This window comes from Prescottella sp. D32 (genome assembly GCF_037287305.1).
GTDB classification, from domain to species: Bacteria; Actinomycetota; Actinomycetes; order Mycobacteriales; family Mycobacteriaceae; genus Prescottella; species Prescottella equi.
In genome coordinates this window covers 1,460,904-1,484,899 of sequence record NZ_JARBSW010000001.1, presented here as the reverse complement: position 1 = coordinate 1,484,899, position 23,996 = coordinate 1,460,904, and the positions used below count along the sequence as shown (strand labels likewise).

The 23,996-nt window shown below is 66.0% G+C and carries 39 protein-coding genes; 7 read left to right on the top strand and 32 right to left on the bottom strand.

Annotated features, from left to right (window positions below; translation table 11 throughout):
* Positions 1–47: 47 nt before the first annotated feature.
* Entirely contained in the window at positions 48–1,190 is a 1,143-nt protein-coding gene (locus tag PSS76_RS06805; RefSeq protein WP_064057815.1) for an acyl-CoA dehydrogenase family protein, read from the top strand.
* 6 nt (positions 1,191–1,196) lie between these two features.
* On the opposite strand, the gene truA is transcribed toward PSS76_RS06805, so the two are convergent.
* The 8 genes from truA to infA form a co-directional block, all read right to left on the bottom strand.
* Positions 1,197–2,087, bottom strand: coding sequence for a tRNA pseudouridine(38-40) synthase TruA (gene truA / locus PSS76_RS06800; RefSeq protein ID WP_081120717.1), 891 nt, complete (start codon positions 2,085–2,087; stop codon positions 1,197–1,199).
* 5 nt (positions 2,088–2,092) lie between these two features.
* On the bottom strand, positions 2,093–2,635 hold the full coding sequence (gene rplQ, locus PSS76_RS06795; protein ID WP_005518406.1) for a 50S ribosomal protein L17: 543 nt from the start codon (positions 2,633–2,635) through the stop codon (positions 2,093–2,095).
* A gap of 55 nt (positions 2,636–2,690) precedes the next feature.
* On the bottom strand, positions 2,691–3,755 hold the full coding sequence (locus PSS76_RS06790) for a DNA-directed RNA polymerase subunit alpha (RefSeq protein WP_005518405.1): 1,065 nt from the start codon (positions 3,753–3,755) through the stop codon (positions 2,691–2,693).
* 100 nt (positions 3,756–3,855) lie between these two features.
* On the bottom strand, positions 3,856–4,461 hold the full coding sequence (rpsD, locus tag PSS76_RS06785; RefSeq protein WP_005518404.1) for a 30S ribosomal protein S4: 606 nt from the start codon (positions 4,459–4,461) through the stop codon (positions 3,856–3,858).
* A gap of 26 nt (positions 4,462–4,487) precedes the next feature.
* Positions 4,488–4,901: a 30S ribosomal protein S11 gene (gene rpsK, locus PSS76_RS06780; protein ID WP_005239680.1), complete on the bottom strand. Its 414-nt coding sequence runs from the start codon at positions 4,899–4,901 to the stop codon at positions 4,488–4,490.
* Positions 4,901–5,269, bottom strand: coding sequence for a 30S ribosomal protein S13 (rpsM, locus tag PSS76_RS06775; protein WP_005518403.1), 369 nt, complete (start codon positions 5,267–5,269; stop codon positions 4,901–4,903). The genes rpsK and rpsM overlap by 1 nt, the downstream gene beginning before the upstream one ends.
* Before the next feature lie 210 nt (positions 5,270–5,479).
* Positions 5,480–5,593, bottom strand: coding sequence for a 50S ribosomal protein L36 (gene rpmJ / locus PSS76_RS06770; RefSeq protein ID WP_003938068.1), 114 nt, complete (start codon positions 5,591–5,593; stop codon positions 5,480–5,482).
* A gap of 77 nt (positions 5,594–5,670) precedes the next feature.
* On the bottom strand, positions 5,671–5,892 hold the full coding sequence (gene infA, locus PSS76_RS06765; RefSeq protein WP_003418601.1) for a translation initiation factor IF-1: 222 nt from the start codon (positions 5,890–5,892) through the stop codon (positions 5,671–5,673).
* Between the two features lie 230 nt (positions 5,893–6,122).
* Between infA and dtd the strand changes: the two genes are divergently transcribed.
* Complete coding sequence (dtd, locus tag PSS76_RS06760; protein WP_005518401.1) at positions 6,123–6,560, top strand: D-aminoacyl-tRNA deacylase; 438 nt, start codon at positions 6,123–6,125, stop codon at positions 6,558–6,560.
* Positions 6,561–6,644: 84 nt separating this feature from the next.
* Here the strand turns inward: dtd and map are convergent, their stop codons facing one another.
* The 24 genes from map to rpsJ all read right to left on the bottom strand — a co-directional run bounded on the left by map (position 6,645) and on the right by rpsJ (position 19,242).
* Positions 6,645–7,448: a type I methionyl aminopeptidase gene (gene map, locus PSS76_RS06755; protein ID WP_005518398.1), complete on the bottom strand. Its 804-nt coding sequence runs from the start codon at positions 7,446–7,448 to the stop codon at positions 6,645–6,647.
* Positions 7,448–7,993 carry an adenylate kinase gene (locus PSS76_RS06750; RefSeq protein ID WP_005518397.1) on the bottom strand — a complete coding sequence of 182 codons (546 nt, stop codon included), beginning with the start codon at positions 7,991–7,993 and terminating at the stop codon, positions 7,448–7,450. The genes map and PSS76_RS06750 overlap by 1 nt, the downstream gene beginning before the upstream one ends.
* The gene (secY, locus tag PSS76_RS06745; RefSeq protein ID WP_005518396.1) at positions 7,990–9,312 is read right to left on the bottom strand and encodes a preprotein translocase subunit SecY; all 1,323 of its coding nucleotides are present in this window, start codon (positions 9,310–9,312) and stop codon (positions 7,990–7,992) included. Before secY ends, PSS76_RS06750 begins: the two co-directional genes overlap by 4 nt.
* Positions 9,313–9,534: 222 nt before the next feature.
* A complete protein-coding gene (rplO, locus tag PSS76_RS06740) occupies positions 9,535–9,975 on the bottom strand; it encodes a 50S ribosomal protein L15 (protein ID WP_005518395.1) in 441 nt (146 codons plus the stop codon).
* A gap of 2 nt (positions 9,976–9,977) precedes the next feature.
* Positions 9,978–10,157: a 50S ribosomal protein L30 gene (gene rpmD, locus PSS76_RS06735; RefSeq protein ID WP_005518394.1), complete on the bottom strand. Its 180-nt coding sequence runs from the start codon at positions 10,155–10,157 to the stop codon at positions 9,978–9,980.
* A complete protein-coding gene (gene rpsE / locus PSS76_RS06730; RefSeq protein WP_005518393.1) occupies positions 10,157–10,798 on the bottom strand; it encodes a 30S ribosomal protein S5 in 642 nt (213 codons plus the stop codon). The genes rpmD and rpsE overlap by 1 nt, the downstream gene beginning before the upstream one ends.
* 31 nt (positions 10,799–10,829) lie before the next feature.
* Positions 10,830–11,237, bottom strand: a complete 408-nt coding sequence (rplR, locus tag PSS76_RS06725) for a 50S ribosomal protein L18 (RefSeq protein WP_005518392.1) — start codon at positions 11,235–11,237, stop codon at positions 10,830–10,832.
* A gap of 1 nt (position 11,238) precedes the next feature.
* A complete protein-coding gene (rplF, locus tag PSS76_RS06720; protein WP_005518391.1) occupies positions 11,239–11,778 on the bottom strand; it encodes a 50S ribosomal protein L6 in 540 nt (179 codons plus the stop codon).
* 14 nt (positions 11,779–11,792) lie between these two features.
* On the bottom strand, positions 11,793–12,191 hold the full coding sequence (gene rpsH / locus PSS76_RS06715) for a 30S ribosomal protein S8 (protein ID WP_005518386.1): 399 nt from the start codon (positions 12,189–12,191) through the stop codon (positions 11,793–11,795).
* 170 nt (positions 12,192–12,361) lie between these two features.
* The gene (locus PSS76_RS06710) at positions 12,362–12,547 is read right to left on the bottom strand and encodes a type Z 30S ribosomal protein S14 (protein WP_005518383.1); all 186 of its coding nucleotides are present in this window, start codon (positions 12,545–12,547) and stop codon (positions 12,362–12,364) included.
* A 4-nt stretch (positions 12,548–12,551) separates the two neighbouring features.
* Complete coding sequence (gene rplE, locus PSS76_RS06705; RefSeq protein ID WP_005518382.1) at positions 12,552–13,118, bottom strand: 50S ribosomal protein L5; 567 nt, start codon at positions 13,116–13,118, stop codon at positions 12,552–12,554.
* Between the two features lies 1 nt (position 13,119).
* The gene (rplX, locus tag PSS76_RS06700; protein ID WP_005518380.1) at positions 13,120–13,437 is read right to left on the bottom strand and encodes a 50S ribosomal protein L24; all 318 of its coding nucleotides are present in this window, start codon (positions 13,435–13,437) and stop codon (positions 13,120–13,122) included.
* Positions 13,437–13,805, bottom strand: a complete 369-nt coding sequence (rplN, locus tag PSS76_RS06695; RefSeq protein WP_005518379.1) for a 50S ribosomal protein L14 — start codon at positions 13,803–13,805, stop codon at positions 13,437–13,439. Before rplN ends, rplX begins: the two co-directional genes overlap by 1 nt.
* 170 nt (positions 13,806–13,975) lie before the next feature.
* Complete coding sequence (gene rpsQ, locus PSS76_RS06690) at positions 13,976–14,266, bottom strand: 30S ribosomal protein S17 (RefSeq protein ID WP_005518378.1); 291 nt, start codon at positions 14,264–14,266, stop codon at positions 13,976–13,978.
* Positions 14,263–14,499 (bottom strand): 50S ribosomal protein L29, encoded by a 237-nt coding sequence (gene rpmC, locus PSS76_RS06685; RefSeq protein WP_005518377.1) that lies wholly within the window; start codon positions 14,497–14,499, stop codon positions 14,263–14,265. The genes rpsQ and rpmC overlap by 4 nt, the downstream gene beginning before the upstream one ends.
* Positions 14,499–14,915, bottom strand: coding sequence for a 50S ribosomal protein L16 (gene rplP / locus PSS76_RS06680; RefSeq protein ID WP_005518375.1), 417 nt, complete (start codon positions 14,913–14,915; stop codon positions 14,499–14,501). The genes rpmC and rplP overlap by 1 nt, the downstream gene beginning before the upstream one ends.
* Before the next feature lie 3 nt (positions 14,916–14,918).
* Positions 14,919–15,716: a 30S ribosomal protein S3 gene (gene rpsC, locus PSS76_RS06675; protein WP_005518374.1), complete on the bottom strand. Its 798-nt coding sequence runs from the start codon at positions 15,714–15,716 to the stop codon at positions 14,919–14,921.
* Positions 15,716–16,120 (bottom strand): 50S ribosomal protein L22, encoded by a 405-nt coding sequence (rplV, locus tag PSS76_RS06670; protein WP_005518372.1) that lies wholly within the window; start codon positions 16,118–16,120, stop codon positions 15,716–15,718. The genes rpsC and rplV overlap by 1 nt, the downstream gene beginning before the upstream one ends.
* On the bottom strand, positions 16,117–16,398 hold the full coding sequence (rpsS, locus tag PSS76_RS06665; RefSeq protein ID WP_005518370.1) for a 30S ribosomal protein S19: 282 nt from the start codon (positions 16,396–16,398) through the stop codon (positions 16,117–16,119). Before rpsS ends, rplV begins: the two co-directional genes overlap by 4 nt.
* 18 nt (positions 16,399–16,416) lie before the next feature.
* Positions 16,417–17,250, bottom strand: a complete 834-nt coding sequence (gene rplB / locus PSS76_RS06660; RefSeq protein WP_005518369.1) for a 50S ribosomal protein L2 — start codon at positions 17,248–17,250, stop codon at positions 16,417–16,419.
* Positions 17,251–17,290: 40 nt separating this feature from the next.
* On the bottom strand, positions 17,291–17,596 hold the full coding sequence (gene rplW, locus PSS76_RS06655; RefSeq protein WP_005518367.1) for a 50S ribosomal protein L23: 306 nt from the start codon (positions 17,594–17,596) through the stop codon (positions 17,291–17,293).
* Positions 17,593–18,258 (bottom strand): 50S ribosomal protein L4, encoded by a 666-nt coding sequence (rplD, locus tag PSS76_RS06650; protein ID WP_005518365.1) that lies wholly within the window; start codon positions 18,256–18,258, stop codon positions 17,593–17,595. The genes rplW and rplD overlap by 4 nt, the downstream gene beginning before the upstream one ends.
* Positions 18,255–18,908 carry a 50S ribosomal protein L3 gene (rplC, locus tag PSS76_RS06645; RefSeq protein ID WP_005518362.1) on the bottom strand — a complete coding sequence of 218 codons (654 nt, stop codon included), beginning with the start codon at positions 18,906–18,908 and terminating at the stop codon, positions 18,255–18,257. The genes rplD and rplC overlap by 4 nt, the downstream gene beginning before the upstream one ends.
* Positions 18,909–18,936: 28 nt before the next feature.
* Positions 18,937–19,242, bottom strand: a complete 306-nt coding sequence (rpsJ, locus tag PSS76_RS06640) for a 30S ribosomal protein S10 (RefSeq protein ID WP_003938093.1) — start codon at positions 19,240–19,242, stop codon at positions 18,937–18,939.
* Between the two features lie 485 nt (positions 19,243–19,727).
* On the opposite strand from rpsJ, the gene PSS76_RS06635 reads away from it, so the two are divergent.
* The 5 genes from PSS76_RS06635 to PSS76_RS06615 all read left to right on the top strand — a co-directional run bounded on the left by PSS76_RS06635 (position 19,728) and on the right by PSS76_RS06615 (position 23,940).
* Positions 19,728–20,207, top strand: coding sequence for a hotdog fold domain-containing protein (locus PSS76_RS06635; protein ID WP_013416892.1), 480 nt, complete (start codon positions 19,728–19,730; stop codon positions 20,205–20,207).
* Between the two features lie 148 nt (positions 20,208–20,355).
* Entirely contained in the window at positions 20,356–21,042 is a 687-nt protein-coding gene (locus PSS76_RS06630; RefSeq protein WP_084843782.1) for a GntR family transcriptional regulator, read from the top strand.
* A gap of 197 nt (positions 21,043–21,239) precedes the next feature.
* Positions 21,240–22,211 carry a daunorubicin resistance protein DrrA family ABC transporter ATP-binding protein gene (locus tag PSS76_RS06625; protein ID WP_005518359.1) on the top strand — a complete coding sequence of 324 codons (972 nt, stop codon included), beginning with the start codon at positions 21,240–21,242 and terminating at the stop codon, positions 22,209–22,211.
* A complete protein-coding gene (locus PSS76_RS06620) occupies positions 22,208–23,071 on the top strand; it encodes an ABC transporter permease (protein WP_064076661.1) in 864 nt (287 codons plus the stop codon). The genes PSS76_RS06625 and PSS76_RS06620 overlap by 4 nt, the downstream gene beginning before the upstream one ends.
* Complete coding sequence (locus PSS76_RS06615; RefSeq protein ID WP_005518353.1) at positions 23,068–23,940, top strand: ABC transporter permease; 873 nt, start codon at positions 23,068–23,070, stop codon at positions 23,938–23,940. The genes PSS76_RS06620 and PSS76_RS06615 overlap by 4 nt, the downstream gene beginning before the upstream one ends.
* Positions 23,941–23,996 lie beyond the last annotated feature (56 nt).

The following is a 23,996-nucleotide window of genomic DNA, read 5'->3' as shown; positions in this document are numbered from 1 at the left end:
TTTCAGTACTACTTTTCGAAGCTGAGTCAATCCGCGAGGAGACCACCGTGCCCGTCGAACGCCTGCTGCCCACCCAGGAAGCCCACGACCTGATCGACCTCACCCGTGACGTCGCGGACAAGGTGCTGGCGCCGATCGTGGACGAGCACGAGAAGACCGAGACGTTCCCCGACGGCGTCTTCCCCGCACTCGGGCGTGCCGGACTGCTGAGCCTCCCCTACCCCGAGGAGTTCGGCGGCGGCGCGCAGCCCTACGAGGTCTACCTCCAGGTTCTCGAGGAGATCGCGGCACGCTGGGCCGCCGTGGCCGTCGCCACCAGCGTGCACAGCCTGTCGTGCTTCGCGCTCGCGACCCACGGCACCGACGAGCAGAAGTCGAAGTGGCTGCCCGACATGCTCGGCGGCGAGACCATCGGCGCCTACAGCCTGTCCGAACCGCAGGCCGGCTCCGACGCCGCGGCGCTCTCGTGCCGGGCCACCGAGGTGGACGGCGGCTTCCGCATCAACGGCAGCAAGGCGTGGATCACCAACGGTGGCCGTGCCGACTTCTACACCCTGTTCGCCCGCACCAGCGACGACGGGGCTCGCGGCATCTCGTGCTTCCTGGTCCCGAAGGACACCGAGGGACTCGGCTTCGGCAAACCCGAGGAAAAGATGGGACTGCGCGCCGTACCGACGACGGCCGCGCACTACGACGACGCGTTCGTCCCGGCCGAGCGGCTCATCGGCAAGACCGGGCAGGGCCTGCCCATCGCATTCAGCGCCCTCGATTCCGGGCGTCTGGGTATCGCCGCCGTCGCCGTCGGCCTGGCGCAGGGCGCGCTCGACGATGCCGTCGCATACGCCAAGGAGCGCAAGGCATTCGGCAAGCGCATCATCGACCATCAGGGGCTCGGTTTCGTCCTGGCCGACATGGCCGCCGCGGTCGACTCGGCCCGCGCCACGTACATCGATGCCGCCCGCCGGCGCGACGCCGGACTCCCCTACTCCCGCAACGCGTCCGTCGCGAAGCTTGTCGCGACGGACGCAGCCATGAAGGTCACCACGGACGCTGTCCAGGTGTTCGGCGGATACGGCTACACGCAGGACTTCCCCGTCGAGAGGTACATGCGCGAAGCCAAGATCACCCAGATCTTCGAGGGCACCAATCAGATTCAGCGACTCGTCATCGCCCGCCAACTCGCGGGCTGACGGACGTCAGTCGCCGCAACAGCCGGAGCCGCCCGGATCGATCGCAGTACGCATCTCCCGGGTGGCTTCGTTGCGGGCGGCGAGGTCCTCGTCGGCCGGGTAGTCGACGCGGATCAGCGAAAGCCCGTGTGCCGGAGCGACCGCGACGGCACTCGCCCGCTCGCGCTCGGCGAGCAGCCCCGCCATCCACTCGACTGTGCGGCGGCCCTCGCCGACCGCGAGCGCGGCACCGACCAGACTCCGCACCATCGACCAACAGAAGGCGTCCGCGCTCACGAAGGCAGTGAGTTCGTGACCCGACTGCTCCCAGTCGAAGCGCTGCAGTTCGCGAACCGTCGTCGCACCCTCGCGACGCTTGCAGAACGCCGCGAAATCGTGCAGACCCAGCAACCGCGACGACGCCTCCCGCATCGCGTCGACGTCGACGTCCTTGGGCCACGCGACGGTGTCCCGGGCGCGCAACGGCTCGGCGCCGTACGGCGCCGTGGTCAACCTGTACTCGTAGTGCCGCCGGATCGCCGAGAACCGTGCGTCGAAATGCTCCGGGGCGAATGAAACGGCTTTGACCCGAACGTCTCTGGGCAGGAACCGGGCCAGCCGGCGAACGAGCCGCGACGGCTCCTCGGGAATCATGTCGGCCGGCACGTCGACGTGCGCCACCTGACCACTCGCGTGGACACCCGCGTCGGTGCGTCCGGCCACCGTCAGCAGCACCGGGGTGCGGACGATCGCACTCAGCTTCTCCTCGATCTCGCCGCACACCGTGCGGCGGCCGGGCTGACGCGCCCAGCCCGAGAAGTCCGTGCCGTCGTAAGAGATGTCGAGCCGCAATCGAACGAACCCGCCGTCCCCGGAGGGAGCGGCGGGTTCGTTCGATTCAGCATGTGCCGAAACCAAGAGGACTAGTCCTTCTTGGCCTCGTCGGCGTCTGCTGCAGTCGCGGTCTCGTTCTCGACACCCTCGACCACGGCGTCGGCGTTCTCGACCTCGGCCTCGGTGGCGTCGGCCTCGACGGCCTCCACCACGTTCTCCTCGGCAGCCTGCGAAGCGGCAACGCGGCGAGCGCGATCCGCCTCGGAGGTGACGGTCTTCTCCTTGACGAGCTCGATGATCGCCATCGGAGCGTTGTCACCCTTGCGGGGGACGGTCTTGATGATGCGGGTGTAGCCACCATCGCGGTCGGCGTAGAACGGGCCGATCTCCGCGAACAGGCCGTGCACGACGTCCTTGTTGCGGATGACCTTGAGAACCTCGCGACGGTCGGCGAGGGTTCCACCCTTGGCCTTGGTCACGAGCTTCTCGGCGTACGGACGCAGGGCCTTGGCCTTGGCCTCCGTGGTGGTGATTCGGCCGTGCTCGAAGAGAGCAGTCGCCAGGTTGGCGAAGATCGCCTTCTGGTGCGACGCCGACCCGCCGAAGCGGGCACCCTTCTTGGGCTTGGGCATTGGAGCTCCTCTGAGGCTCGCCCAGCACATTTGCCCATGTGCCGGGTGATACGGGTTACAGCTGTTCGGTCTCGGCGTAGTCCTGGTCGGTGCCGTCAGCGTCGCTGAAGGAACCGGCATCCGTGTCACTCCACGTCCCGGTGGCGGCGTCGTAGCCGGCAACGGTGGTGGGATCGAAGGATGCAGGGCTGTCCTTGAGGGCGAGGCCGAGCGAATGCAGCTTGACCTTCACCTCGTCGATGGACTTCTGTCCGAAATTGCGGATGTCCAGCAGGTCGGACTCGGTACGACCAACCAACTCGCCGACGGTGTGAACACCCTCGCGCTTGAGGCAGTTGTAGGAACGAACCGTCAGGTCCAGATCCTCGATGGGGAGTCCGAAGGAAGCGATGTGATCGGCCTCGGCAGGCGAGGGTCCGATCTCGATACCTTCTGCTTCGACGTTCAGCTCACGGGCCAGGCCGAAGAGCTCAACCAGGGTCTTGCCCGCCGAAGCGAGCGCGTCCCGAGCGGTGATGGAGTTCTTGGTCTCCACGTCGAGAATCAACCGATCGAAGTCGGTGCGCTGCTCGACGCGAGTCGCCTCCACCTTGTAGGTGACCTTGAGCACCGGCGAGTAGATCGAGTCGACCGGGATACGGCCGATCTCGGCGCCGGACGCCTTGTTCTGGACGGCGGGGACATAGCCGCGACCGCGCTCGACGACGAGCTCGATCTCCAGCTTGCCCTTGTCGTTCAGGGTGGCGATGTGCAGATCCGGGTTGTTGACCGTGACGCCCGCCGGCGGAACGATGTCACCCGCAGTCACGACCCCGGGGCCCTGCTTGCGGACGTACATGGTGACCGGCTCGTCCTCTTCGGAGCTCACGACCAGGCCCTTGAGGTTCAGGATGATGTCGGTGACATCCTCCTTCACACCGGGAACGGTGGTGAACTCGTGCAGGACGCCGTCGATGCGGATGCTGGTGACAGCAGCGCCGGGAATCGACGACAGCAGGGTGCGGCGCAGCGAATTGCCGAGGGTGTACCCGAAGCCTGGCTCGAGGGGCTCGATGACGAACTTCGAGCGGTTTTCAGCGATGACCTCTTCGGTCAGCGTGGGTCGCTGAGAAATGAGCATTGGATTTCCTCCTGTACGGGCGTCCGCTATATGACGCCCACGATGGGAAAGGCTTGGGACCCGGGAGCGGCCGTTACCGACCGCTCCCGGGTAACACGCCTTACTTCGAGTAGTACTCGACGATCAGCTGTTCCTGCAGCGGAACCTCGATCTGCGCACGCTCGGGGAGCTGGTGCACCAGGATGCGGAGGCGTCCACCGACGACCTGCAGCCAACCCGGGATCGGGCGATCGCCCTGGGTCTCACGAGCAACCTGGAACGGCAGGGTCGCCAGCGACTTCTCGCGGACATCGATGATGTCGTACTGCGAGACGCGGTAGCTGGGGATGTCGACCTTCTTGTTGTTCACGAGAAGGTGACCGTGCGTGACCAGCTGACGCGCCTGGCGGCGGGTACGGGCGAGGCCGGCGCGGTACACGACGTTGTCGAGACGCGACTCCAGGATCTGGAGCAGGTTCTCACCGGTCTTGCCGGGGCGGTTGACCGCCTCCTGGTAGTAGCGGCGGAACTGCTTCTCCATGACGCCGTAGGTGAAGCGTGCCTTCTGCTTCTCCTGCAGCTGGAGCAGGTACTCGCTCTCCTTGATGCGCGCGCGGCCGTGCTGGCCCGGCGGGTAAGGACGCCGCTCGAATGCCTGGTCGCCTCCGACGAGGTCGACGCGCAGACGACGCGACTTGCGGGTGATGGGTCCGGTATAACGTGCCATGTTCTTTTACCTATCCTTCCCGCTACTTAAACCCGACGCCGCTTGGGCGGACGGCAGCCGTTGTGCGGCTGGGGGGTGACATCGGAGATGGTGCCGACCTCGAGGCCGGCAGCCTGCAGCGAGCGGATCGCGGTCTCGCGGCCCGAGCCCGGGCCCTTCACGAAGACGTCGACCTTCTTGACGCCGTGCTCCTGCGCCTTGCGGGCAGCGTTCTCGGCGGCGAGCTGAGCAGCGAACGGCGTCGACTTGCGCGAGCCCTTGAAGCCCACGTGGCCCGACGACGCCCAGGAGATGACGTTGCCGGCCGGGTCGGTGATCGACACGATCGTGTTGTTGAAGGTGCTCTTGATGTGAGCGGCACCGTGCGGGACGTTCTTCTTGTCCCTGCGACGCGCCTTCTGGGTCTTCTTCGGACCGGTGCTACGTGACTTGGGAGGCATTACTTCTTCTTTCCTGCGACGGTGCGCTTCGGACCCTTACGGGTGCGAGCGTTGGTCTTGGTGCGCTGTCCACGCACGGGCAGACCACGGCGGTGGCGCAGGCCCTGGTAGCAGCCGATCTCGATCTTGCGGCGGATGTCCGCCTGCACCTCGCGGCGCAGGTCACCCTCGACCTTCACCGACTCCTCGATGTACTCGCGGAGCTTGGCGAGATCCTCGTCCGTGAGGTCCTTGCTGCGCAGGTCCGGGTTGACACCCGTGGCAGCCAGGATCTCCTTGGAGGTGGTACGGCCGATGCCGTAGATGTAGGTCAGTGCGATCTCCATGCGCTTTTCGCGGGGAAGATCAACACCTGCGAGACGTGCCATGTGGCATTCCTATCGGTGTGCGGAGGTCTGCTCCCAGTCCGTCCCCTGCGCATAAGACTCTGCGTTCCGATCGCAGTGGGGCCCCGGCCTCCGTGCCGGGGGTGGACCGGTACCTGCCCGTGAACGTGCTGAGCCCGGGTACCGGTTGGTGCTGAGAGGTCTTCTTTTGCTTGTTGCCAAGCAGATCTCGAAGAAGCTGTGCTGCTGGGACTAGCCCTGACGCTGCTTGTGACGCAGGTTCTCGCAGATCACCATGACGCGCCCGTTGCGGCGGATCACCTTGCACTTCTCGCAGATCTTCTTGACGCTAGGCTGAACCTTCACGTGCGTCTGATCTCCTGTTGTCTGTCCACCCGAGGGCAGACATAGTTCTCCCCGGCCGGGTGTGGCCGGGGAAGCTTTTACTTGTAGCGGTAAACGATGCGTCCACGCGACAGGTCGTAGGGCGAAAGCTCCACGACCACGCGGTCCTCGGGAAGGATGCGAATGTAGTGCTGACGCATCTTGCCGCTGATGTGCGCGAGGACCTTGTGGCCGTTCTCCAGCTCAATGCGGAACATCGCATTGGGCAGCGGCTCGACAACTCGTCCCTCGACCTCGATGGCCCCGTCCTTCTTAGCCATGTCCTCCGCGATCCGTTGAGTGGCGTATGGGTGCATCGGTTACCGTCACCGGTATCCGCTACAGCGGTGGCTCCAATTGCCGGCCGAGAACGCCACTCCGACGCGAGGTCGGACACGCAAACAACCGATACGCAGGGCGCACCGTTTTTCCATCCTACCGGCATTTGCCGACCAGGCCAAATGCGACCCCGAGTCGCCTCGGCCTCGACCCGAAGGAGTGACCCCCTCACATGCGCGCCCTCGTCCAGCGAGTCACGTCGGCAGCCGTCGCGGTGGACGGCGACGAAGTCGCCCGGATCTCACCAGCCGACGACGGGCAGGGTCTGCTCGTCCTCCTCGGCGTCGGCCACGACGACGATCCTGTCGCCGCCGCGAACCTCGCCCGACGGGTGTGGCGGCTGCGCATCCTCGACGGCGAGAAGTCCGCGTCCGACGTCGACGCGCCGATTCTCGTGGTCAGCCAGTTCACCCTCCTTGCAGACACCCGCAAGAGCCGGCGGCCCTCGTGGTCCGCGGCCGCGCCCCGCGCCGTCGCCGAACCACTCGTCGCCGCATTCGGCGACGCACTGCGCGAGCTCGGCGCCACCGTCGAGGTCGGCCGGTTCGGCGAACACATGCAGGTGAGCCTCGTCAACGACGGACCGGTGACAGTCCTGTTGGAGGGATGACCCGGACACGAAAACGCCGAGCGGGCAGCGACTGCTCGCTGCCCGCTCGGTGCTCTTGCTCGGTGTTCTGTGGGTGAGCTCTGCTCAGTTGTCCCCGGGCCGAAGCGTGAGGATCCGCGGACCGTCCTCGGTCACCGCGACCGTGTGCTCCCAGTGCGCGGCGCGGCTGCCGTCCGTGGTCACCACGGTCCAGTCGTCGCCGAGCACCTCGGTCTCGTACGTGCCGAGCGTGAGCATCGGCTCGATCGCGAGAACCGACCCGATGACGAGGTGCGGACCCTTACCGGGCGCTCCCTCGTTCGGCAGGAACGGATCCATGTGCATCTCGCGGCCGATCGCGTGCCCCCCGTAGCCGTCGACGATCCCGTAGGACCTGCCGTGCAGCTTCTCCGCGGCATGCGTGCCGAGCTCGATGGCGTGGGAGACATCGGTGAGACGGTTGCCCTCGACCATCGCCGCGATCCCCGCCTCCATCGACAGCCGCGTCGCCTCACTCAGCTGCGCATCCGCCTCACTGAGTTCGCCGACACCGAACGTCCATGCCGAGTCGCCGTGCCAACCGTCGAGGATCGCTCCGCAGTCGATCGACACGAGGTCACCCTCGACCAGGATGTCGTCCGCCGACGGGATGCCGTGCACGACGCGATCGTTGACCGACGAGCAGATCGAGCCGCTGAAACCGTGGTAACCGAGGAACGACGGCACAGCGCCGGCGTCCCGGATCACCGATTCCGCGACCCGGTCCAACTCGAGGGTGCTGACACCGGGCTTGGCCGCGTCCCGCACCGCCACGAGGGCGGCGCCGACGATCGCGCCCGCCGCCGCCATGGCGTCGAGCTCACCCGCCGTGCGGAACGGAACAACCTTGCGCTTGCGGCCGAAAGCCATTACTTCCCCAGCGCGGCCAGGGCGCGGGCGTTGACCTCTTCGACAGCGCCGACGGCGTCGACGGTGACGATCTGGCCGGCGTAGTAATCGAGCAGCGGTGCCGTCTCCTCGCGGTAGACGCGCATGCGGTTACGGATCACGTCTTCGGTGTCGTCGGCGCGACCGCGGGCGAGCATCCGTTCGACGACGACCTCGTCGTCGACGTCGAACGCCAGCACACCGTCGAGCTTGGCGCCGAGCCCCTCGAGGATGCCCTCGAGCGCCTTCGCCTGATCGACCGTGCGCGGGAAACCGTCCAGCAGGAAGCCGTTGGCGGCATCCGGTTCGGCGACGCGTGCCTTCACCATGTTGTTCGTGATCTCGCTCGGGACGAGATCGCCCGCATCGAGGTACTTCTTGGCCTCGAGCCCCAGCGGCGTCTCCTGCCCGATGTTCGCGCGGAAGAGATCTCCGGTGGAGATGTGCGGAACACCCAACTTCTCGGACAGAATCGCGGCCTGGGTGCCCTTACCGGCACCGGGAGGACCAAGGAGGACAAGTCTCACTTGAGGAACCCTTCATAGTTTCGCTGCATGAGCTGGCTCTCGATCTGCTTCACGGTATCGAGGCCCACACTGACCATAATCAGCACCGCGGTGCCACCGAACGGCAGGTTCTGCACACCACCCGAATTGCCAATGTCGAGGAACAGATTCGGCAGGACCGCGATGGTGCCGAGATAGATGGCACCCGGCAGAGTGATACGGCTCAGTACGTAGTTCAAGTAGTCGGCGGTCGGGCGACCCGGACGGATGCCCGGGATGAAGCCGCCGAACTTCTTCATCTCGTCCGCGCGTTCCTCCGGATTGAAGGTGATCGCGACGTAGAAGTAGGTGAAGAAGACGATCATGCCGAAGTAGATCAGGATGTAGACCGGGTTGGCCGGGTTCACCAGGTACTCGTTGATGAACCGCTGCCACCAGCTCGGATCAGTGCTCGTGTTGGCGCCGGTGAGCTGCGCGATGAGATTCGGCAGGTACAGCAGCGACGACGCGAAGATCACCGGGATGACGCCGGCCTGGTTGACCTTGAGCGGCAGGTACGTGGACGATCCGCCGTACATGCGGCGACCGACCATGCGCTTGGCGTACTGCACCGGGATCCGGCGCTGACCCTGCTCGACGAACACGACGCCCGCGATGATCGCCAGCGCCGCGACACACACGAGTGCGAAGGTGAGGCCGCCACGGCTGTCGAGGATGGCCTTGCCCTCGGACGGGATGCGCGAGGCGATACCGGCGAAGATCAGCAGCGACATGCCGTTGCCGACACCGCGTTCGGTGATGAGCTCACCGAACCACATGACGAGCGCAGCGCCGGCCGTCATCACCAACACGATGATGATCAACCCGAAGACGCTCTCGTCCGCGATGATCGGTTGGCTACAGCCCTGCAGCAACTGGCCGCGCGCAGCGAGCGCAACGATGCCGGTCGACTGCAGGATCGCGAGCGCGATCGAGAGGTAGCGCGTGTACTGCGTCATCTTCGCCTGGCCCGACTGGCCCTCCTTGCGGAGTTCCTCGAACTTGGGGATGACGACAGTGAGGAGCTGGACGATGATGCTCGCCGTGATGTACGGCATGATGCCGATCGCGAACACCGACAGCTGCAGGAGCGCGCCGCCGGAGAACAGGTTGATCAGCGAGTAGATGCCGGCCGACTCACCGCCGGAGACTTGGTCGATACAGGCACGGACGTTTCCGTAGTCGACGCCCGGGGACGGCAGCGTCGCGCCGAGGCGATACAGGGCGACCAGACCGAGTGTGAAGAGGATCTTCCGCCTCAGGTCTACCGTCCTGAGGGCCGAGACAAAGGCGGAAAGCAAAGATCCTCCTGGGCGCACGACTGACAGGGAAGCGAACCTATTGGTCCGTCCGGTGGGATTGCAGAACTCTAGAACTCTAACAGTGACACATGAAATTACAGCCCAGTCCCGGGCTGTCCGGCCACCAGTATGCCTCGCCGAGAAGGCCGCTGAACGAAGAATGGCCGCAGCACCACCCCGAGGGACGGTGTTGCGGCCATTCTTGCGATCAGACGAGCGAGATCACAGCTCGGTGGTGGTACCACCGGCAGCGGCGATCTTCTCCTTGGCAGCGCCCGAGAACTTGTTCGCGGTGACCTGGACGGCAACCGCGATCTCGCCCTCGGCGAGCACCTTCACGAGCTGATTCTTGCGAACCGCGCCCGCGGCGACGAGCTCGGCAACGCCGATCTGTCCACCCTCGGGGAACAGACGGGCGATGTCGCCGACGTTGACGACCTGGTACTCGGTGCGGAACGCATTCTTGAAGCCCTTGAGCTTGGGCAGACGCATGTGAAGCGGCATCTGTCCACCCTCGAAGGCAGCCGAGACGTTCTTGCGAGCCTTGGTGCCCTTGGTACCGCGACCGGCGGTCTTGCCCTTCGAGCCCTCACCGCGACCGACGCGAGTCTTGTCGGTCTTGGCTCCGGCAGCAGGACGCAGGTGGTGCAACTTGATGGTCATGGTTAGACCTCCTCAACCGTGACGAGGTGGCGCACCACGTTGATCAAACCACGGTTCTGCGCGTTGTCCTCGCGGACGACGGACTGACGGATGCCCTTCAGTCCGAGGGTGCGCATGCTGTCCCGCTGGTTCTGCTTGGTGCCGATGGTGCTCTTGACCTGGGTGACCTTGAGCTGTGCCATTACTTCACGCTCCCAGCCTGTGCACGAGCGCGGAGCATGCCGGCAGGGGCAACGTCCTCGAGGGGCAGGCCACGACGGGCTGCAACCTCTTCCGGACGCTGCAGACCCTTGAGGGCGGCAACCGTCGCGTGCACAACATTGATGGCGTTGTCGCTACCCAGCGACTTGGCGAGGATGTCGGAGACACCCGCGCACTCCAGCACGGCACGCACCGCGCCACCGGCGATGACACCGGTACCGGGGCTGGCCGGACGCAGCATGACGACGCCGGCAGCCGCCTCACCCTGGACGGGGTGAGTGATGGTGCTACCGATCAGCGGCACGCGGAAGAAGTTCTTGCGAGCTTCCTCGACGCCCTTCTGGATGGCCGCGGGAACTTCCTTGGCCTTGCCGTAGCCGACACCGACGAGTCCGTTGCCGTCGCCGACGATCACGAGAGCGGTGAAGCTGAAGCGACGACCACCCTTGACGACCTTCGAGACGCGGTTGATGGAGACGACGCGCTCGATGTGGTTCGACTTCTCGGCGGCGTTGTCACGACGGTTGTCCCGACGATCACGGCCACCGCGGTTGTCGCCCTGGTTCGGGCCATTCTGTCCGGCGGGTCCGCTTCCGCCGTCACGCCTTTGACGTCCCGGCATCAGGCATTCCTTCCGTTAGTAATGTTGGTCATCAGAACTTCAACCCGCCTTCGCGTGCGGCGTCCGCCAGGGCCGCGATGCGGCCGCTGTAGGTGTGGCCACCGCGGTCGAAGACCACGGCCTCCACGCCGGCAGCCTTGGCACGCTCGGCGATCAGCTGACCGACCTTGGCACCGCGAGCCTTCTTGTCGCCCTCCAGCGCACGCACGTCGGCCTCGATGGTCGACGCAGCGGCCAGGGTCTTGCCGGCCAGGTCGTCCACCAGCTGCACGTGGATGTGCCGCGACGAACGATTCACCACGAGACGGGGACGCTCGGGGGTGCCGGAGACCTTCTTGCGGAGACGGAAGTGACGACGCGCCTTCGACAGACGACGCGTGGTGGACACGTCCTTGCCCAGCGGGATCCGCTTGGCTTTCTGATTTGCAGTCTGGCTCATATCACTTACCCGTCTTTCCGACCTTGCGACGGACCTGCTCACCCTCGTAGCGGATGCCCTTGCCCTTGTACGGGTCGGACTTGCGCAGGCGGCGGATGTTGGCCGCGATCTGGCCGACCTTCTGCTTGTCGATGCCGGAGATCGAGAACTTGGTCGGCGACTCGACAGCGAAGGTGATGCCCTCCGGAGCCTCGATCGGGACCGGGTGGCTGTAGCCGAGGGCGAACTCGAGGTCCTGACCCTTCAGCGCCACACGGTAACCGACACCGTGGATCTCCATCTTGGTGGTGTAACCAGCGGTGACACCGGTGATCATGTTCTGCACCAGGGTGCGCGACAGACCGTGCAGCGCACGGCTGCGACGCTCGTCGTCGGGACGGGTGACCAGCAGGGCACCGTCCTCACCCTTGGCGACCGAGATCGGCTCGGACACGGTCAGCGACAGCGAACCCTTGGGTCCCTTGATCGCGACGTCCTGGCCGTCGATGGTCACGTCGACGCCCGCGGGGACGGCGACCGGAATCTTTCCAATACGCGACATAGTGGTGGCCTCTCTTACCAGACGTAGGCGAGGACTTCCCCGCCCACACCCTGATTGGCCGCCTGACGATCGGTGAGCAGACCGGACGACGTGGAGATGATGGCCACGCCGAGGCCGCCCAGGACCTTGGGCAGGTTGGTGGACTTCGCGTACACGCGCAGACCGGGCTTCGAGACTCGGCGCAGGCCGGCGAGGCTGCGCTCGCGGCTCGGGCCGTACTTGAGGTCGACGATCAGCGTCTTGCCGACCTCGGCATCCTCGGTGCGGTAGTCGGCGATGTAGCCCTCGCGCTTGAGGATCTCGGCGATGTTCGCCTTGATCTTCGAGTGCGGCAGCTTCACCTCGTCGTGGTACGCCGAGTTGGCATTACGCAGACGCGTCAAGAAGTCTGCGATCGGATCAGTCATGGTCATGAGTTGACCTGTGCACCTTTCTCGTTGGGGTTCCCATGCAACACCGGAGTCCGGGCCCGCTCCCCCGATCACTCGGAGGAACGGGCCCGGCCCGATCGTGGGCCTACAACGAAGTGGTTCTTTACTTCACCGTTCCCGCGGGTGCGGGACGGAAGTCTTCGTTGGTTCGCTTACCAGGAGCTCTTGTGAACGCCCGGCAGCTCGCCGGCGTGCGCCATCTCGCGAACGCAGATTCGGCACAGGCCGAACTTGCGGAACACGGAGTGCGGACGTCCGCACTTCTGGCAGCGGGTGTACGCGCGCACCGCGAACTTCGGCTTCTTGTTGGCCTTGTTGACCAGTGCCTTCTTAGCCATGGGCTCAGTTCTCCTTGAACGGGAAGCCGAGGTGCTTGAGCAGCGCACGGCCTTCTTCGTTGTTGGTGGCGGTGGTCACGACGGTGATGTCCATACCGCGCGGACGATCGATCTTGTCCACGTCGATCTCGTGGAACATCGACTGCTCGTTGAGGCCGAACGTGTAGTTGCCGTTGCCGTCGAACTGGTTGCCCGACAGGCCGCGGAAGTCGCGGATACGGGGCAGCGCGATGGACACGAGACGGTCCAGGAACTCCCACATGCGGTCGCCGCGCAGCGTCACGCGCGCGCCGATCGGCATGCCCTCACGCAGCTTGAACTGCGCGATGGACTTGCGGGCCTTCCGGATCTCCGGCTTCTGACCGGTGATCAGGGTCAGGTCGGCAACCGCGCCGTTGATCAGCTTGGCGTCACGGGCGGCGTCGCCGACACCCATGTTGACGACAACCTTGACCAGGCCGGGGATCTGCATGACGTTCGCGTAATCGAACTCAGCGTTCAGCGCGTCCTTGATCTCCGCACGGTAGCGGGCCTTCAGGCGCGGCTGGGTCTTGTTCTCGGTGGAGGTCATGTCAGATGTCCTTCCCGTTCTTCCGGGAAATGCGAACGCGCTTGCCGGTCTCCTCGTCGGTGCGGTAGCCGACGCGAGTCGGGTTCCCGTCCGAGTCGACGACCATGACGTTCGAGACGTTGATCGGAGCTTCCTGCGTCACGATGCCGCCCGAGGAGGCGCCACGCTCGTTCGCAGAAACCGCGGTGTGCTTCTTGATGCGGTTGACGCCCTCGACGAGGACCTTGTTGGTCGCGGGGTAGGCCTGGATGACCTTGCCCTTCGCGCCCTTGTCCTTGCCGGCGATGACCAGCACGGTGTCACCCTTGTGCACCTTCATCACAGCACCTCCGGGGCGAGCGAGACGATCTTCATGAACTTCTTCTCGCGCAGCTCACGGCCGACGGGGCCGAAGATGCGAGTGCCGCGAGGATCGTTGTCCGCCTTGATGATGACGGCAGCGTTCTCGTCGAACTTGATGTAGGAACCGTCCGGACGACGACGCTCCTTGGCGGTGCGGACGACGACGGCCTTGACGACGTCACCCTTCTTCACGTTTCCACCCGGGGTTGCGTCCTTGACGGTGGCGACGATGATGTCGCCGATCCCGGCGTAGCGACGAGACGAGCCACCGAGAACGCGGATGCAGAGAATCTCCTTGGCACCCGTGTTGTCGGCGACGCGCAGTCGCGACTCCTGCTGAATCACTTACTTCTCCTTGACCTGGCTTGTTTCGACCTGGTGGTTCACACGCGAATCACCGGGTCGTGCGCGGCAGATTTCCGACCCGACGCGCGCGGTCCGTACCCGCCGATGGTGGGGCCACCACTGCTTTCACAGGGCAACCCCACCATCGTACTGGATACACTCTTCGGCTCTTACTTGGCCTTCTCGAGGACCTCGACCAGACGCCAGCGCTTGGTGGCCGACAACGGACGGGTCTCCATCAGCTGCACGCGATCGCCGATGCCGGCGGTGCCGTTCTCGTCGTGCGCCTTGACCTTGGTGGTCCGACGGATGATCTTGCCGTAGAGCGGGTGCTTCACCCGGTCCTCCAGCTCGACCACGATGGTCTTCTCCATCTTGTCGGAGACCACGTAACCGGTGCGGACCTTGCGGCTGCCGCGATCTTCGGTGCTGTTGGTGCTCACTGCCTTATCCTCGCTCATGCGGCGTCACCTGCGTCCGGACCAGCGGCCAGGCCGAGCTCGCGCTCACGCAGGACGGTGTAGATGCGCGCAATCTCGTGACGGACCGTGCGCAGCCGGCGGTTGTTGTCCAGCTGGCCGGTTGCCATCTGGAAGCGAAGGTTGAACAGTTCTTCCTTCGCCTCGCGGAGCTTGGTGACCAGTTCTTCGTCGGTCAGCTCGCGGAGCTCTGCAGCAGGGCTGGTGGTTGCCATCAGAACTGCTCCTCCCTCGTCACGATCCGGCACTTGCACGGGAGCTTGTGCATCGCGCGGCGCAGGGCCTCGCGGGCGATCTCCTCGTTCGGGTAGCTCATCTCGAACATGACCCGTCCGGGCTTGATGTTCGCGACCCACCACTCCGGCGAACCCTTACCGGAACCCATGCGGGTCTCGGCAGGCTTCTTGGTGAGCGGGCGATCCGGGAAGATGTTGATCCAGATCTTGCCGCCACGCTTGATGTGGCGAGTCATGGCGATACGAGCGGACTCGATCTGCCGGTTGGTGATGTAGGCGGGCTCGAGAGCCTGGATGCCGTACTCACCGAAGGCCACCTGGGTACCGCCCTTGGCGGCACCCGAACGGCTCGGGTGGTGCTGCTTGCGGTGCTTGACCCGGCGCGGGATCAACATGCGTCAGCCCTCCTTCTGCTCGGTAGAAGCGGGAGCATCGGCGGTTGCGGTCGCAGCGCGACCGGCCTCGGTGCTGGTCGCCGTGGTGCCGGCGGCACCGGAGCGACGCGGACGGCTCGGGCGCTCGCGACGCGGGCGCTCGGCCGGGGCAGCGGCGGATAGCTCACGCTTGCCACCGACGATGTCGCCCTTGTAGATCCAGACCTTCACGCCGATGCGACCGAAGGTGGTCTTGGCCTCGTAGAGGCCGTAGTCGATGTCCGCACGCAGCGTGTGCAGCGGAACGCGACCCTCACGGTAGAACTCCGAGCGGCTCATCTCGGCGCCGCCGAGGCGGCCCGAGCACTGCACGCGGATGCCCTTGACGTTCGGCTGACGCATGGCCGACTGGATGGCCTTGCGCATCGCACGACGGAACGCGACACGGTTCGAGAGCTGCTCGGCGACACCCTGTGCCACGAGCTGAGCCTCGGCCTCGGCGTTCTTGACCTCGAGGATGTTCAGCTGGACCTGCTTGCCGGTCAGCTTCTCGAGCTCGGCGCGGATGCGATCGGCCTCGGCGCCACGGCGACCGATGACGATGCCCGGACGCGCGGTGTGGATGTCCACACGCACACGGTCACGGGTGCGCTCGATCTCGACCTTCGCGATGCCCGCGCGCTCCATGCCGGTGGCGAGGAGCTTACGGATCGCGACGTCTTCCTTGACGTACTCCGCGTACTGCTTGTCTGCGTACCAGCGCGACTTCCAGTCGGTCGTGATGCCGAGACGGAAGCCGTGCGGGTTGATCTTCTGGCCCACTACTGACCACTTCCCTTCCGGCGGTTACGACCCGAGGCGGCACCCCGGTTCGCCACACTTTCCACAATGACGGTGATGTGGCTCGAACGCTTGCGGATCCGGAAGGCCCGGCCCTGGGCGCGCGGCTGGAACCGCTTGAGGGTTGCACCCTCGTCCACGAACGCCGTCGAGACGACGAGGGTGGCGGGATCCAGATTCAGGTTGTTCTGCGCGTTGGCAGCGGCGCTGGCGATCACCTTCGCGACCGGCTCAGCCGCGGCCTGCGGTGCGAACTTGAGGATCGCGAGAGCCTCGTCGACCGACTTGCCGCGGACGATGTCCACGACACGGCGCGCCTTCATGGGGGTCACGCGCACGTGGCGCGCGACCGCCTTCGCGGTGGGGTTCTGGGTTTCAGTACTCATCGACGCTTGCTCTTCCGGTCGTCCTTGATGTGGCCCTTGAACGTCCTGGTCGGTGCAAACTCTCCGAGCTTGTGGCCAACCATCGAATCCGAAACGAACACCGGAACGTGCTTGCGTCCGTCGTGGACGGCAAACGTGTGACCGATGAAGTCCGGAATGATCGTGGAACGACGGCTCCAGGTCTTGATGACCTGCTTGGTGCCCTTCTCGTTCTGCACGTCCACCTTCGCAAGGAGGTGGTCATCGACGAACGGGCCCTTCTTCAGGCTGCGTGGCATCCTTCACTCCCTCCTTGACTAGCGCTTCTTGCCGGTACGGCGACGACGGACGATGAGCTTGTCGCTCGCCTTGTTCTTGCGGGTGCGGCCCTCGGGCTTGCCCCAGGGGCTGACCGGGTGGCGACCACCGGAGGTCTTACCCTCACCACCACCGTGCGGGTGGTCGACCGGGTTCATGACGACACCACGGACGGTCGGGCGGACGCCCTTCCAGCGCATGCGGCCGGCCTTGCCCCAGTTGATGTTCGACTGCTCGGCGTTGCCGACCTCGCCGACGGTGGCGCGGCAGCGCACGTCGACGCGACGGATCTCACCGGACGGCATACGCAGCGTGGCGTAGGTGCCTTCCTTGCCCAGCAGCTGGATGCTGGCGCCGGCGGAGCGGGCCATCTTGGCACCGCCGCCCGGACGCAGCTCCACAGCGTGGATCGTGGTACCGGTGGGGATGTTGCGCAGCGGCAGGTTGTTGCCCGGCTTGATGTCGGCGCCTGCGCCGGACTCGATCGGAGCGCCCTGCACCAGGCCCTTGGGGGCGATGATGTAGCGCTTCTCGCCGTCTGCGTAGTGCAGCAGCGCGATGCGAGCGGTGCGGTTGGGGTCGTACTCGATGTGAGCGACCTTGGCCGGCACGCCGTCCTTGTCGTTGCGACGGAAGTCGATCAACCGGTAGGCGCGCTTGTGACCGCCACCCTTGTGACGGGTGGTGATGCGACCGTGGGCGTTACGACCACCGCGACCGTGCAGCGGGCGAATGAGCGACTTCTCGGGCGTCGACCGAGTGATCTCGGCGAAGTCCGAGACGCTCGAGCCGCGGCGGCCCGGGGTAGTCGGCTTGTACTTACGGATTGCCATGAGTCTTCTCGTCCTCTATATCTCGTCAAGTCCCAGACGCTTACGCGACCGGGCCTCCGAAGATCTCGATGGGCTTGCTGTCGGCCGAGAGGGTCACGAGCGCGCGCTTGGTGTCCTTGCGCTTGCCGTAACCGAAGCGGGTCCGCTTGCGCTTGCCCTGACGGTTGGCGGTGTTGACGCTGGTCACGGTGACGCCGAAGACCTTCTCGACGGCAATCTTGATCTGCGTCTTGTTCGAGTCCGGGTGCACCAGGAAGGTGTAGGTGCCTTCCTCGATCAGTCCGTAGGACTTCTCGGAGATGACCGGGGCCAGCAAGATGTCGCGGGGGTCGGCGATGGTGGTCACTTGCTCTCCTCCTCGTTCTTGGCCGGGCCCGCGATGAAGGTGTTCAGAGCCTCGAGGCTGAACACGACGTCATCGCTGTTGAGCACGTCGTAGGTGTTGAGCTGGTCGGGTGCGATGGGGTGCACGCCGTCCAGGTTCTGGACGCTCTTCCACGCGGCGATGTCCTCGCGGCCGACGACCAGCAGGAACTTCTTGCGGTCGGACAGCTCGCCCAGGAACGACTTCGCCGTCTTGGTGGACGGGACCTGCCCGGCGACCAGTTCGGTGATGACGTGGATGCGCTCGTTGCGGGCCCGGTCGGAGAGGGCGCCACGCAGAGCGGCAGCCTTCATCTTCTTGGGGGTGCGCTGCGAGTAGTCGCGCGGCTGCGGGCCGTGGACGGTGCCACCGCCGGCGAACTGCGGCGCACGGGTCGAGCCCTGACGTGCGCGGCCGGTGCCCTTCTGGCGGTACGGCTTCTTGCCACCACCGCGGACCTCGCCGCGGGTCTTGGTGGAGTGCGTGCCCTGACGTGCCGCAGCGAGCTGCGCGACGACGACCTGGTGCATCAGAGCGATGTTCGCGGTCGCGTCGAAGATCTCGGAGGGGAGATCGACGGTGCCGTTGGTCTTGCCACCGGCGGCCTTGACGTCGAGGGTCAGCTTGGTTGCGGTCTCGGTCATGCCGAAGCACCACCCTTCACTGCGGTCTTGACGATCACGAGGCCACCCTTGCGGCCCGGGATCGCACCCTTGATCAGCAGCAGACCGTTCTCGGCATCCACCTTGTGGACCGAGAGGTTCTGCGTCGTGATGCGGTCGGAGCCCATACGGCCCGACATGCGCATGCCCTTGAACACGCGACCGGGGGTGGCACAGCCACCGATGGAACCCGGGCGACGGTGGACAGCCTGTGCGCCGTGCGAGGCGCCCTGGCCGGCGAAGCCGTGACGCTTCATGGTGCCGGCGAAGCCCTTGCCCTTGCTGGTGCCGGTGACGTCGACGTATGCGCCGTCCTCGAACACCTCGGCCGTCAGCTCCTGGCCGACCTCGTACTCCGAGGTGTCGGCGACGCGGAGCTCGACGACGTGGCGACGCGGGGTGACGCCGGCCTTGGCGAACTGGCCCGAGGTGGGCTTGTTCACCTTGCGCGGGTCGATGGCGCCGAACGCCAGCTGCACGGCGCTGTAGCCGTCACGCTCTTCGGTACGGATCTGGGTGACGACGTTCGGCCCGGCCTTGACGACGGTGACCGGAACGACCCGGTTGTTCTCGTCGAAGACCTGGGTCATGCCGAGCTTGGTGCCCAGGATTCCCTTGATCTGATTAGTCATTTGATATCTCCGCTGCGTCTTCCCAAGCTCACTGGATGTTCACGTCGACGCTGGCCGGAAGGTCGATGCGCATGAGCGCGTCGACCGTCTTCGGCGTCGGGTCGAGGATGTCGATCAGCCGCTTGTGAGTACGCATCTCGAAGTGCTCGCGCGAGTCCTTGTACTTGTGCGGCGAGCGGATGACGCAGTACACGTTCTTCTCGGTAGGCAACGGCACCGGGCCGACCACGCGTGCCCCGGTACGGGTCACCGTCTCGACGATCTTGCGCGCTGACGCGTCGATCGCCTCGTGGTCATAGGCCTTGAGCCTGATGCGGATCTTCTGTCCCGCCACGCTTGTGTCCTTTTCTTGCCGCGTTTCGTAGAACCCGAACGAGCCGGGGACTACCTCGTCTGCACAGCCCTCGGCTGAAACACGACACGAACAACACACACTCGCGATCGAGACATCACTCGATCCGCTGCCGCTGTTCATGTGTCATGGTTCTCCGGTCCACGCGGTCGGGCGTGTCGCCCTGTCGCTCATTCCCCGGCCCCGGAAATCCCTTCCCAGGAGCCGCGAGAACCGCACCGGATGCACCCGCGAGGGGCGCAAACTTTGGGTACTGCTTCCGTCTTGCATCGTCGTGACCAGGCACTTCGTCCCGATACTCGACTTTCATCCAGCCCGACTCGGGTCGCAACGGAGCGCGTCCCAGTCAAGGCAACCCGATCAGTATGCCGTAGCCGACCCTCGAGATCAAATCGCAGTCGCTCGGACTTCCGAGGTCAGCGGGCGAATCCGACCCAGCCATCTTACTCGTGAGTAAGATCTCCGCCATGACATCGACCCCCACCGCTACGTACCGAAGCTGGCAGAAGTTGCCCGCCAACGGATTCGGGCGCGCGCTGTTCTCCCTCGGCATGTGCGTGCGAGTGCCGTACTTCGCGACGGTGCTTCCGACCGTCGACCGGCTCGAGCCCGGACACTGCGAGGTGACCGCGCCGAAATGGTGGGGTGTGCACAACCACATCGGCACCTTCCACGCGATCGCGGCCTGCAATCTCGCCGAGGCGGCCATGGGGATGCTCGCGGAGGCGACCGTGCCGGTCGGTCATCGGTGGATCCCCAAGGCGATGAACGTCCGCTACCTCGCGAAGGCACAGTCCCGGCTGCGCGCGACCGCGACCCTCGACCGGATCCCCGACTTCGACACCGTCACCGAGGGAACGGAACTGACCATCCCGGTGTCGATCCGCGACCGCGCCGGCACGGAGGTCGTGCACGCCGACATCACCGTCTGGGTGACGCCCGCCTGACCGAGCGCTGCGCCGTGAGGGCGAGCGAACCCGGACCCGATATATTTGATCCGATCCGATTTTGTTGCACGCATCACACCAGCGGCCCCTGCCGGCCCCGGCCGGGACCCGCGGACGAAGCGGGCACGCGTCCTGCCGAGGAGAAGTCATGGCCCCGCCCGTAGCCCGGTCGACGGGAAATCTCCGACGCCGTCCCCAGTTGTCCGACGACGTCGCGGTGCACGTGCGCAACGTGATCATGTCGGGCGGCGTGCGCCCGGGCGAGTTCATCCGCCTCGACGAGACCGCGGCCGAACTCGGCGTGAGCGTCACCCCCGTCCGCGAGGCTCTGCTGACCTTGCGGGGCGAGGGACTCGTGGAGCTGGTCCCCCACCGCGGCTACGTCGTCGCCCCGCTGAGCCGCGACGACGTCAACGACGTCTTCTGGCTGCAGGGCCGGATCGCCGAGGAGTTGGCCGGACGGGCCGTCGACCACGTCGACGACGAGGCGCTCGCCGAGCTGACCGCGATCAACGATCGGCTGCGGCAGGCCGTCGAACTCGGGGACGCTCTCCGGATCGAGGAGCTCGAGTTCGCCTTCCACCGGATCATCAATCGTTTGGCAGGGGCCCGGAAGTTGTCGTGGTTCCTGCTCGGCGCCACCCGCTACACCCCGGTCCACTTCTATTCGGCCGATCGCGAGTGGGGAGACGAGGCCGTGGCCAGCCACGCGCGGCTCGTCGCGGCCCTCGCCGCTCGGGACCACGCCGGCGTCGCGGACGAGACCCGCGCCCATTTCGACGACGGCGCGAAGCGTCTGGTTCGACACCTGGAAACGATCGGAATCTGGGACTGATCGCCTGGTCAGGCAGGTCGCCGGCCGGGAACTCGGACGCGGCGGACGAACGGTGCGCCGGTCCGTGGACGGCTTGTGGCGGCCGCCACGCGGGTAACATTCCCCGGCAGCGGCGGGAATACACGTCGACGGAGGACGGCCCCTTGGCCCCCGAATGGCGGAGAGCCATCCAACCCAGGTGAACTAGCGGAGTGTCGATGCCAATATTCCAGGACGCAGCCGTGCTCGTCGACGACGTCCACAAGTCCTTCGGCGAGGTGAAGGCTCTGCAGGGCGTCAGCTTCGAAGCCAAGCGCGGGACGGTTCTGGGCATCCTCGGCCCCAACGGCGCCGGCAAGACGACCACCGTGAAGGTTCTGTCGACGCTGCTGCGACCGGACCGGGGCCGTGCGCTGGTCGCGGGACACGACGTCGTCACGCACGCCGCCGACGTCCGCCGTTCGATCATGATGACGGGCCAGTACGCAGCGCTCGACGAGACGCTGTCGGGCCGGGAGAACATCGAACTGTTCGGGCGTCTGATGGGCCTGGATCGCGCCTCCGCGAAGCAGCGGGCGCAGGATCTGCTCACCGAGTTCGATCTGCTCGACACGGGCAAGCGCCCGGTCCGCGGCTATTCCGGCGGCATGCGCCGGCGCATCGACATCGCGTGCGGACTTGTCGTGCGCCCGGAGGTCGTGTTCCTGGACGAGCCGACGACCGGACTCGATCCGCGCAGCCGCCAGGGTGTGTGGGCGCTCGTCGACACCCTCAAGGAACAGGGCATCACGGTGCTGCTGACCACGCAGTACCTGGAGGAGGCGGACCTGCTCAGCGACAACATCATCGTCATCGACCGCGGCACCGTCATCGCGGAGGGCACCGCCGATCAGCTCAAGGAGCGCACGGGCGGCAGCTACTGCGAGGTCGTCCCCCTGGATCCGCAGAAGTTGCCGTGGGCGATCCACGCGCTCGGCAATCTGGTTCCGCACGAGATCCGCACCGAGATCGCCGAAGGCGCCGATCGCGTGTCCGTGCCGGCCCCCGACGGCGCCGCCACGCTGTCCGAGGCGCTGCGCCGCCTGGACGCGGCGGGCATCGAGCTCGCCGACATCGCGCTGCGCCGGCCGTCCCTCGACGACGTCTTCCTCTCCCTGACCGGTCATTCCGCTCCGGGGGCCGAGCGATGACCTCTGGGGCCAACAGCGCGGCGAAGAGGCTGGCGGTTTCCGCGGCCTCCGAGCGGGCTTCGGTGGCGGTTCCGGCCAAGCGCGTCGGCTCGCACCGGCGTCCGGACCCCAACGGGTTCCAGCAGTGGCTCGCGCTCACCGGCCGCAGCCTCAAGACGATGGTGAAGACCGGCGAGCTCGCGGTCGCGGTGATCGCGCCGCTGATCTTCACCGTCGGCTTCTATCTGCCGCTGCGGTTCGTGATGAAGCTCCAGGGCGTCGACTACGCGCAGTTCCTCATGCCGATCATCGTGTTGCAGGCGATGGCCTTCACGGCCATCTCAGCGTCGCAGGTCGCCTCGGTGGAGTCGCTGCTCGGCCTGACGACGAGACTCAAGACGATGCCCGTCGCGGGACCCGTGCCACTGCTCTCGCGCATGACCCGCGCCCTCGTCCGGTCTGTGATCACCCTCGTGGCGGCGTTGGCGTACGGCTACGCCATCGGTTTCCGGTTCAGCGCGGGCGCGGCGCAGGCAGCGCTGTTCTGCGCGTTGGCGCTGTCCATCAGTGTGGCGCTGTCGCTGGGTGCGGACGCGATCGGCACCCTGGCGAAGTCCCCCGAGGCGACGTCCCAGGCGCTCGCGCTGCCGCAGCTGATCCTCGGCATGCTGTCGTGCGGCTTCGTCCCGGAGACCGGGTTCCCCGAATGGATCCGGCCGTTCGTGCGCAACCAGCCGATCTCGCAGTTCTCGTTCGCGATGCGGGACATGGCCGAGGGCGGGGTCACCGCGTCGTCGCTCTTTCCGGCCATCGCGTGGTGTGTGGGTCTGGTCGTGGTCTTCGCGCCACTGGCCGTGTGGGCGAGTATGAGGCGCAAATGAGTGAATCCCCGGAACGCACGATGACGTCGAGCCGAGCGGCGCGGGCGTCTGCTTCCTCCATCGATTTCCCGCCGCCCACCGAGGCGTGGCCGGAGTCGTCCCCCAAGGCGTTGTGGGTGCACAGCACCGTCCAGTGCCGACGTCTCCTCAAGCGCTGGTCGCGGGATCCTTCCACGATGATCCAGGCGCTGCTCTATCCGGCCCTCACTCTCGTGATGTTCCGGATCGTCATCGGCAACACCGTGACGGCAGCGACGGGACAACCCGCCGTCTACGGTCAGGTTCCGATGATCATCCTGATCGGTGCCATGTTCGGTTCCATCGTCAGCGCCGTCGGATTGCGGGCCGAACGCAAGAACGGCCTGCTGTCGCGCTTCTGGACGCTGCCGATCCATCGGGCCGCCGGCCTGGTGGGCCGCATGATGGCGGAAGCCGTGCGCGTGACCATCACCACGATCGTCATCCTCGTGGTGGGTGTCTTCCTCGGATTCCGGCTGACGCAGGGATTCCTGCCGAGTGTGTTCCTGGTGATCCTGCCGGTGATCTTCGGCATGGGCTTCGCGATGATGGTGACCGCGCTGGCCACGGTGTCGGGCGACGCGCCGCTGGTCGAACTCGTGTCGATCGGCTGCACCCTGTTGATGTTCTTCAACTCGGGTTTCGTGCCGGTCATGGCGTATCCGACCTGGTTGCAGCCGGTGGTGGCGGCGCAGCCGATGTCGTGCGCGATCGATGCGATGCGCGGGCTGGCGATGGGTGGTCCGATCCTCGAACCCGTGCTGCAGACCCTGGCGTGGTCGTTCGGCATGATGGCCGTGTTCGTGTATCCGGCGATCAAGGGCTACCGGCGCGCGGCCGCAACCGGCTGAGCGCGTTCGCCTCCGGCTCGGTACGGGCCGTCCGCAATACATCTCACGTTCACCCT

What these genes read in the sequence shown, in the direction of transcription:
- rplQ (WP_005518406.1), bottom strand. Translation starts at nt 2,635, where the DNA reads ATGCCCAAGCCCAAGAAGGGTGCCCGCTTCGGCGGGTCGGCGTCGCAC.
- PSS76_RS06790 (WP_005518405.1), bottom strand. Translation starts at nt 3,755, where the DNA reads ATGCTCATTTCTCAGCGACCCACGCTGACCGAAGAGGTCATCGCTGAA.
- rpsD (WP_005518404.1), bottom strand. Translation starts at nt 4,461, where the DNA reads ATGGCACGTTATACCGGACCCATCACCCGCAAGTCGCGTCGTCTGCGC.
- rpsK (WP_005239680.1), bottom strand. Translation starts at nt 4,901, where the DNA reads ATGCCTCCCAAGTCACGTAGCACCGGTCCGAAGAAGACCCAGAAGGCG.
- rpsM (WP_005518403.1), bottom strand. Translation starts at nt 5,269, where the DNA reads ATGGCACGTCTCGCAGGTGTTGATCTTCCCCGCGAAAAGCGCATGGAG.
- infA (WP_003418601.1), bottom strand. Translation starts at nt 5,892, where the DNA reads ATGGCTAAGAAGGACGGGGCCATCGAGGTCGAGGGACGAGTTGTCGAG.
- dtd (WP_005518401.1), top strand. Translation starts at nt 6,123, where the DNA reads ATGCGCGCCCTCGTCCAGCGAGTCACGTCGGCAGCCGTCGCGGTGGAC.
- map (WP_005518398.1), bottom strand. Translation starts at nt 7,448, where the DNA reads ATGGCTTTCGGCCGCAAGCGCAAGGTTGTTCCGTTCCGCACGGCGGGT.
- rplO (WP_005518395.1), bottom strand. Translation starts at nt 9,975, where the DNA reads ATGACCATCAAGTTGCACCACCTGCGTCCTGCTGCCGGAGCCAAGACC.
- rpmD (WP_005518394.1), bottom strand. Translation starts at nt 10,157, where the DNA reads ATGGCACAGCTCAAGGTCACCCAGGTCAAGAGCACCATCGGCACCAAG.
- rpsE (WP_005518393.1), bottom strand. Translation starts at nt 10,798, where the DNA reads ATGCCGGGACGTCAAAGGCGTGACGGCGGAAGCGGACCCGCCGGACAG.
- rplR (WP_005518392.1), bottom strand. Translation starts at nt 11,237, where the DNA reads ATGAGCCAGACTGCAAATCAGAAAGCCAAGCGGATCCCGCTGGGCAAG.
- rplF (WP_005518391.1), bottom strand. Translation starts at nt 11,778, where the DNA reads ATGTCGCGTATTGGAAAGATTCCGGTCGCCGTCCCCGCGGGCGTCGAC.
- rpsH (WP_005518386.1), bottom strand. Translation starts at nt 12,191, where the DNA reads ATGACCATGACTGATCCGATCGCAGACTTCTTGACGCGTCTGCGTAAT.
- PSS76_RS06710 (WP_005518383.1), bottom strand. Translation starts at nt 12,547, where the DNA reads ATGGCTAAGAAGGCACTGGTCAACAAGGCCAACAAGAAGCCGAAGTTC.
- rplE (WP_005518382.1), bottom strand. Translation starts at nt 13,118, where the DNA reads ATGACCTCCACCGAGAACAAGACCCAGCCGCGCCTGAAGGCCCGCTAC.
- rplX (WP_005518380.1), bottom strand. Translation starts at nt 13,437, where the DNA reads ATGAAGGTGCACAAGGGTGACACCGTGCTGGTCATCGCCGGCAAGGAC.
- rpsQ (WP_005518378.1), bottom strand. Translation starts at nt 14,266, where the DNA reads ATGAGCGAGGATAAGGCAGTGAGCACCAACAGCACCGAAGATCGCGGC.
- rpmC (WP_005518377.1), bottom strand. Translation starts at nt 14,499, where the DNA reads ATGGCAACCACCAGCCCTGCTGCAGAGCTCCGCGAGCTGACCGACGAA.
- rplP (WP_005518375.1), bottom strand. Translation starts at nt 14,915, where the DNA reads ATGTTGATCCCGCGCCGGGTCAAGCACCGCAAGCAGCACCACCCGAGC.
- rplV (WP_005518372.1), bottom strand. Translation starts at nt 16,120, where the DNA reads ATGAGTACTGAAACCCAGAACCCCACCGCGAAGGCGGTCGCGCGCCAC.
- rpsS (WP_005518370.1), bottom strand. Translation starts at nt 16,398, where the DNA reads ATGCCACGCAGCCTGAAGAAGGGCCCGTTCGTCGATGACCACCTCCTT.
- rplB (WP_005518369.1), bottom strand. Translation starts at nt 17,250, where the DNA reads ATGGCAATCCGTAAGTACAAGCCGACTACCCCGGGCCGCCGCGGCTCG.
- rplD (WP_005518365.1), bottom strand. Translation starts at nt 18,258, where the DNA reads ATGACCGAGACCGCAACCAAGCTGACCCTCGACGTCAAGGCCGCCGGT.
- rplC (WP_005518362.1), bottom strand. Translation starts at nt 18,908, where the DNA reads ATGACTAATCAGATCAAGGGAATCCTGGGCACCAAGCTCGGCATGACC.
- PSS76_RS06635 (WP_013416892.1), top strand. Translation starts at nt 19,728, where the DNA reads ATGACATCGACCCCCACCGCTACGTACCGAAGCTGGCAGAAGTTGCCC.
- PSS76_RS06630 (WP_084843782.1), top strand. Translation starts at nt 20,356, where the DNA reads ATGGCCCCGCCCGTAGCCCGGTCGACGGGAAATCTCCGACGCCGTCCC.
- PSS76_RS06625 (WP_005518359.1), top strand. Translation starts at nt 21,240, where the DNA reads ATGCCAATATTCCAGGACGCAGCCGTGCTCGTCGACGACGTCCACAAG.
- PSS76_RS06620 (WP_064076661.1), top strand. Translation starts at nt 22,208, where the DNA reads ATGACCTCTGGGGCCAACAGCGCGGCGAAGAGGCTGGCGGTTTCCGCG.
- PSS76_RS06615 (WP_005518353.1), top strand. Translation starts at nt 23,068, where the DNA reads ATGAGTGAATCCCCGGAACGCACGATGACGTCGAGCCGAGCGGCGCGG.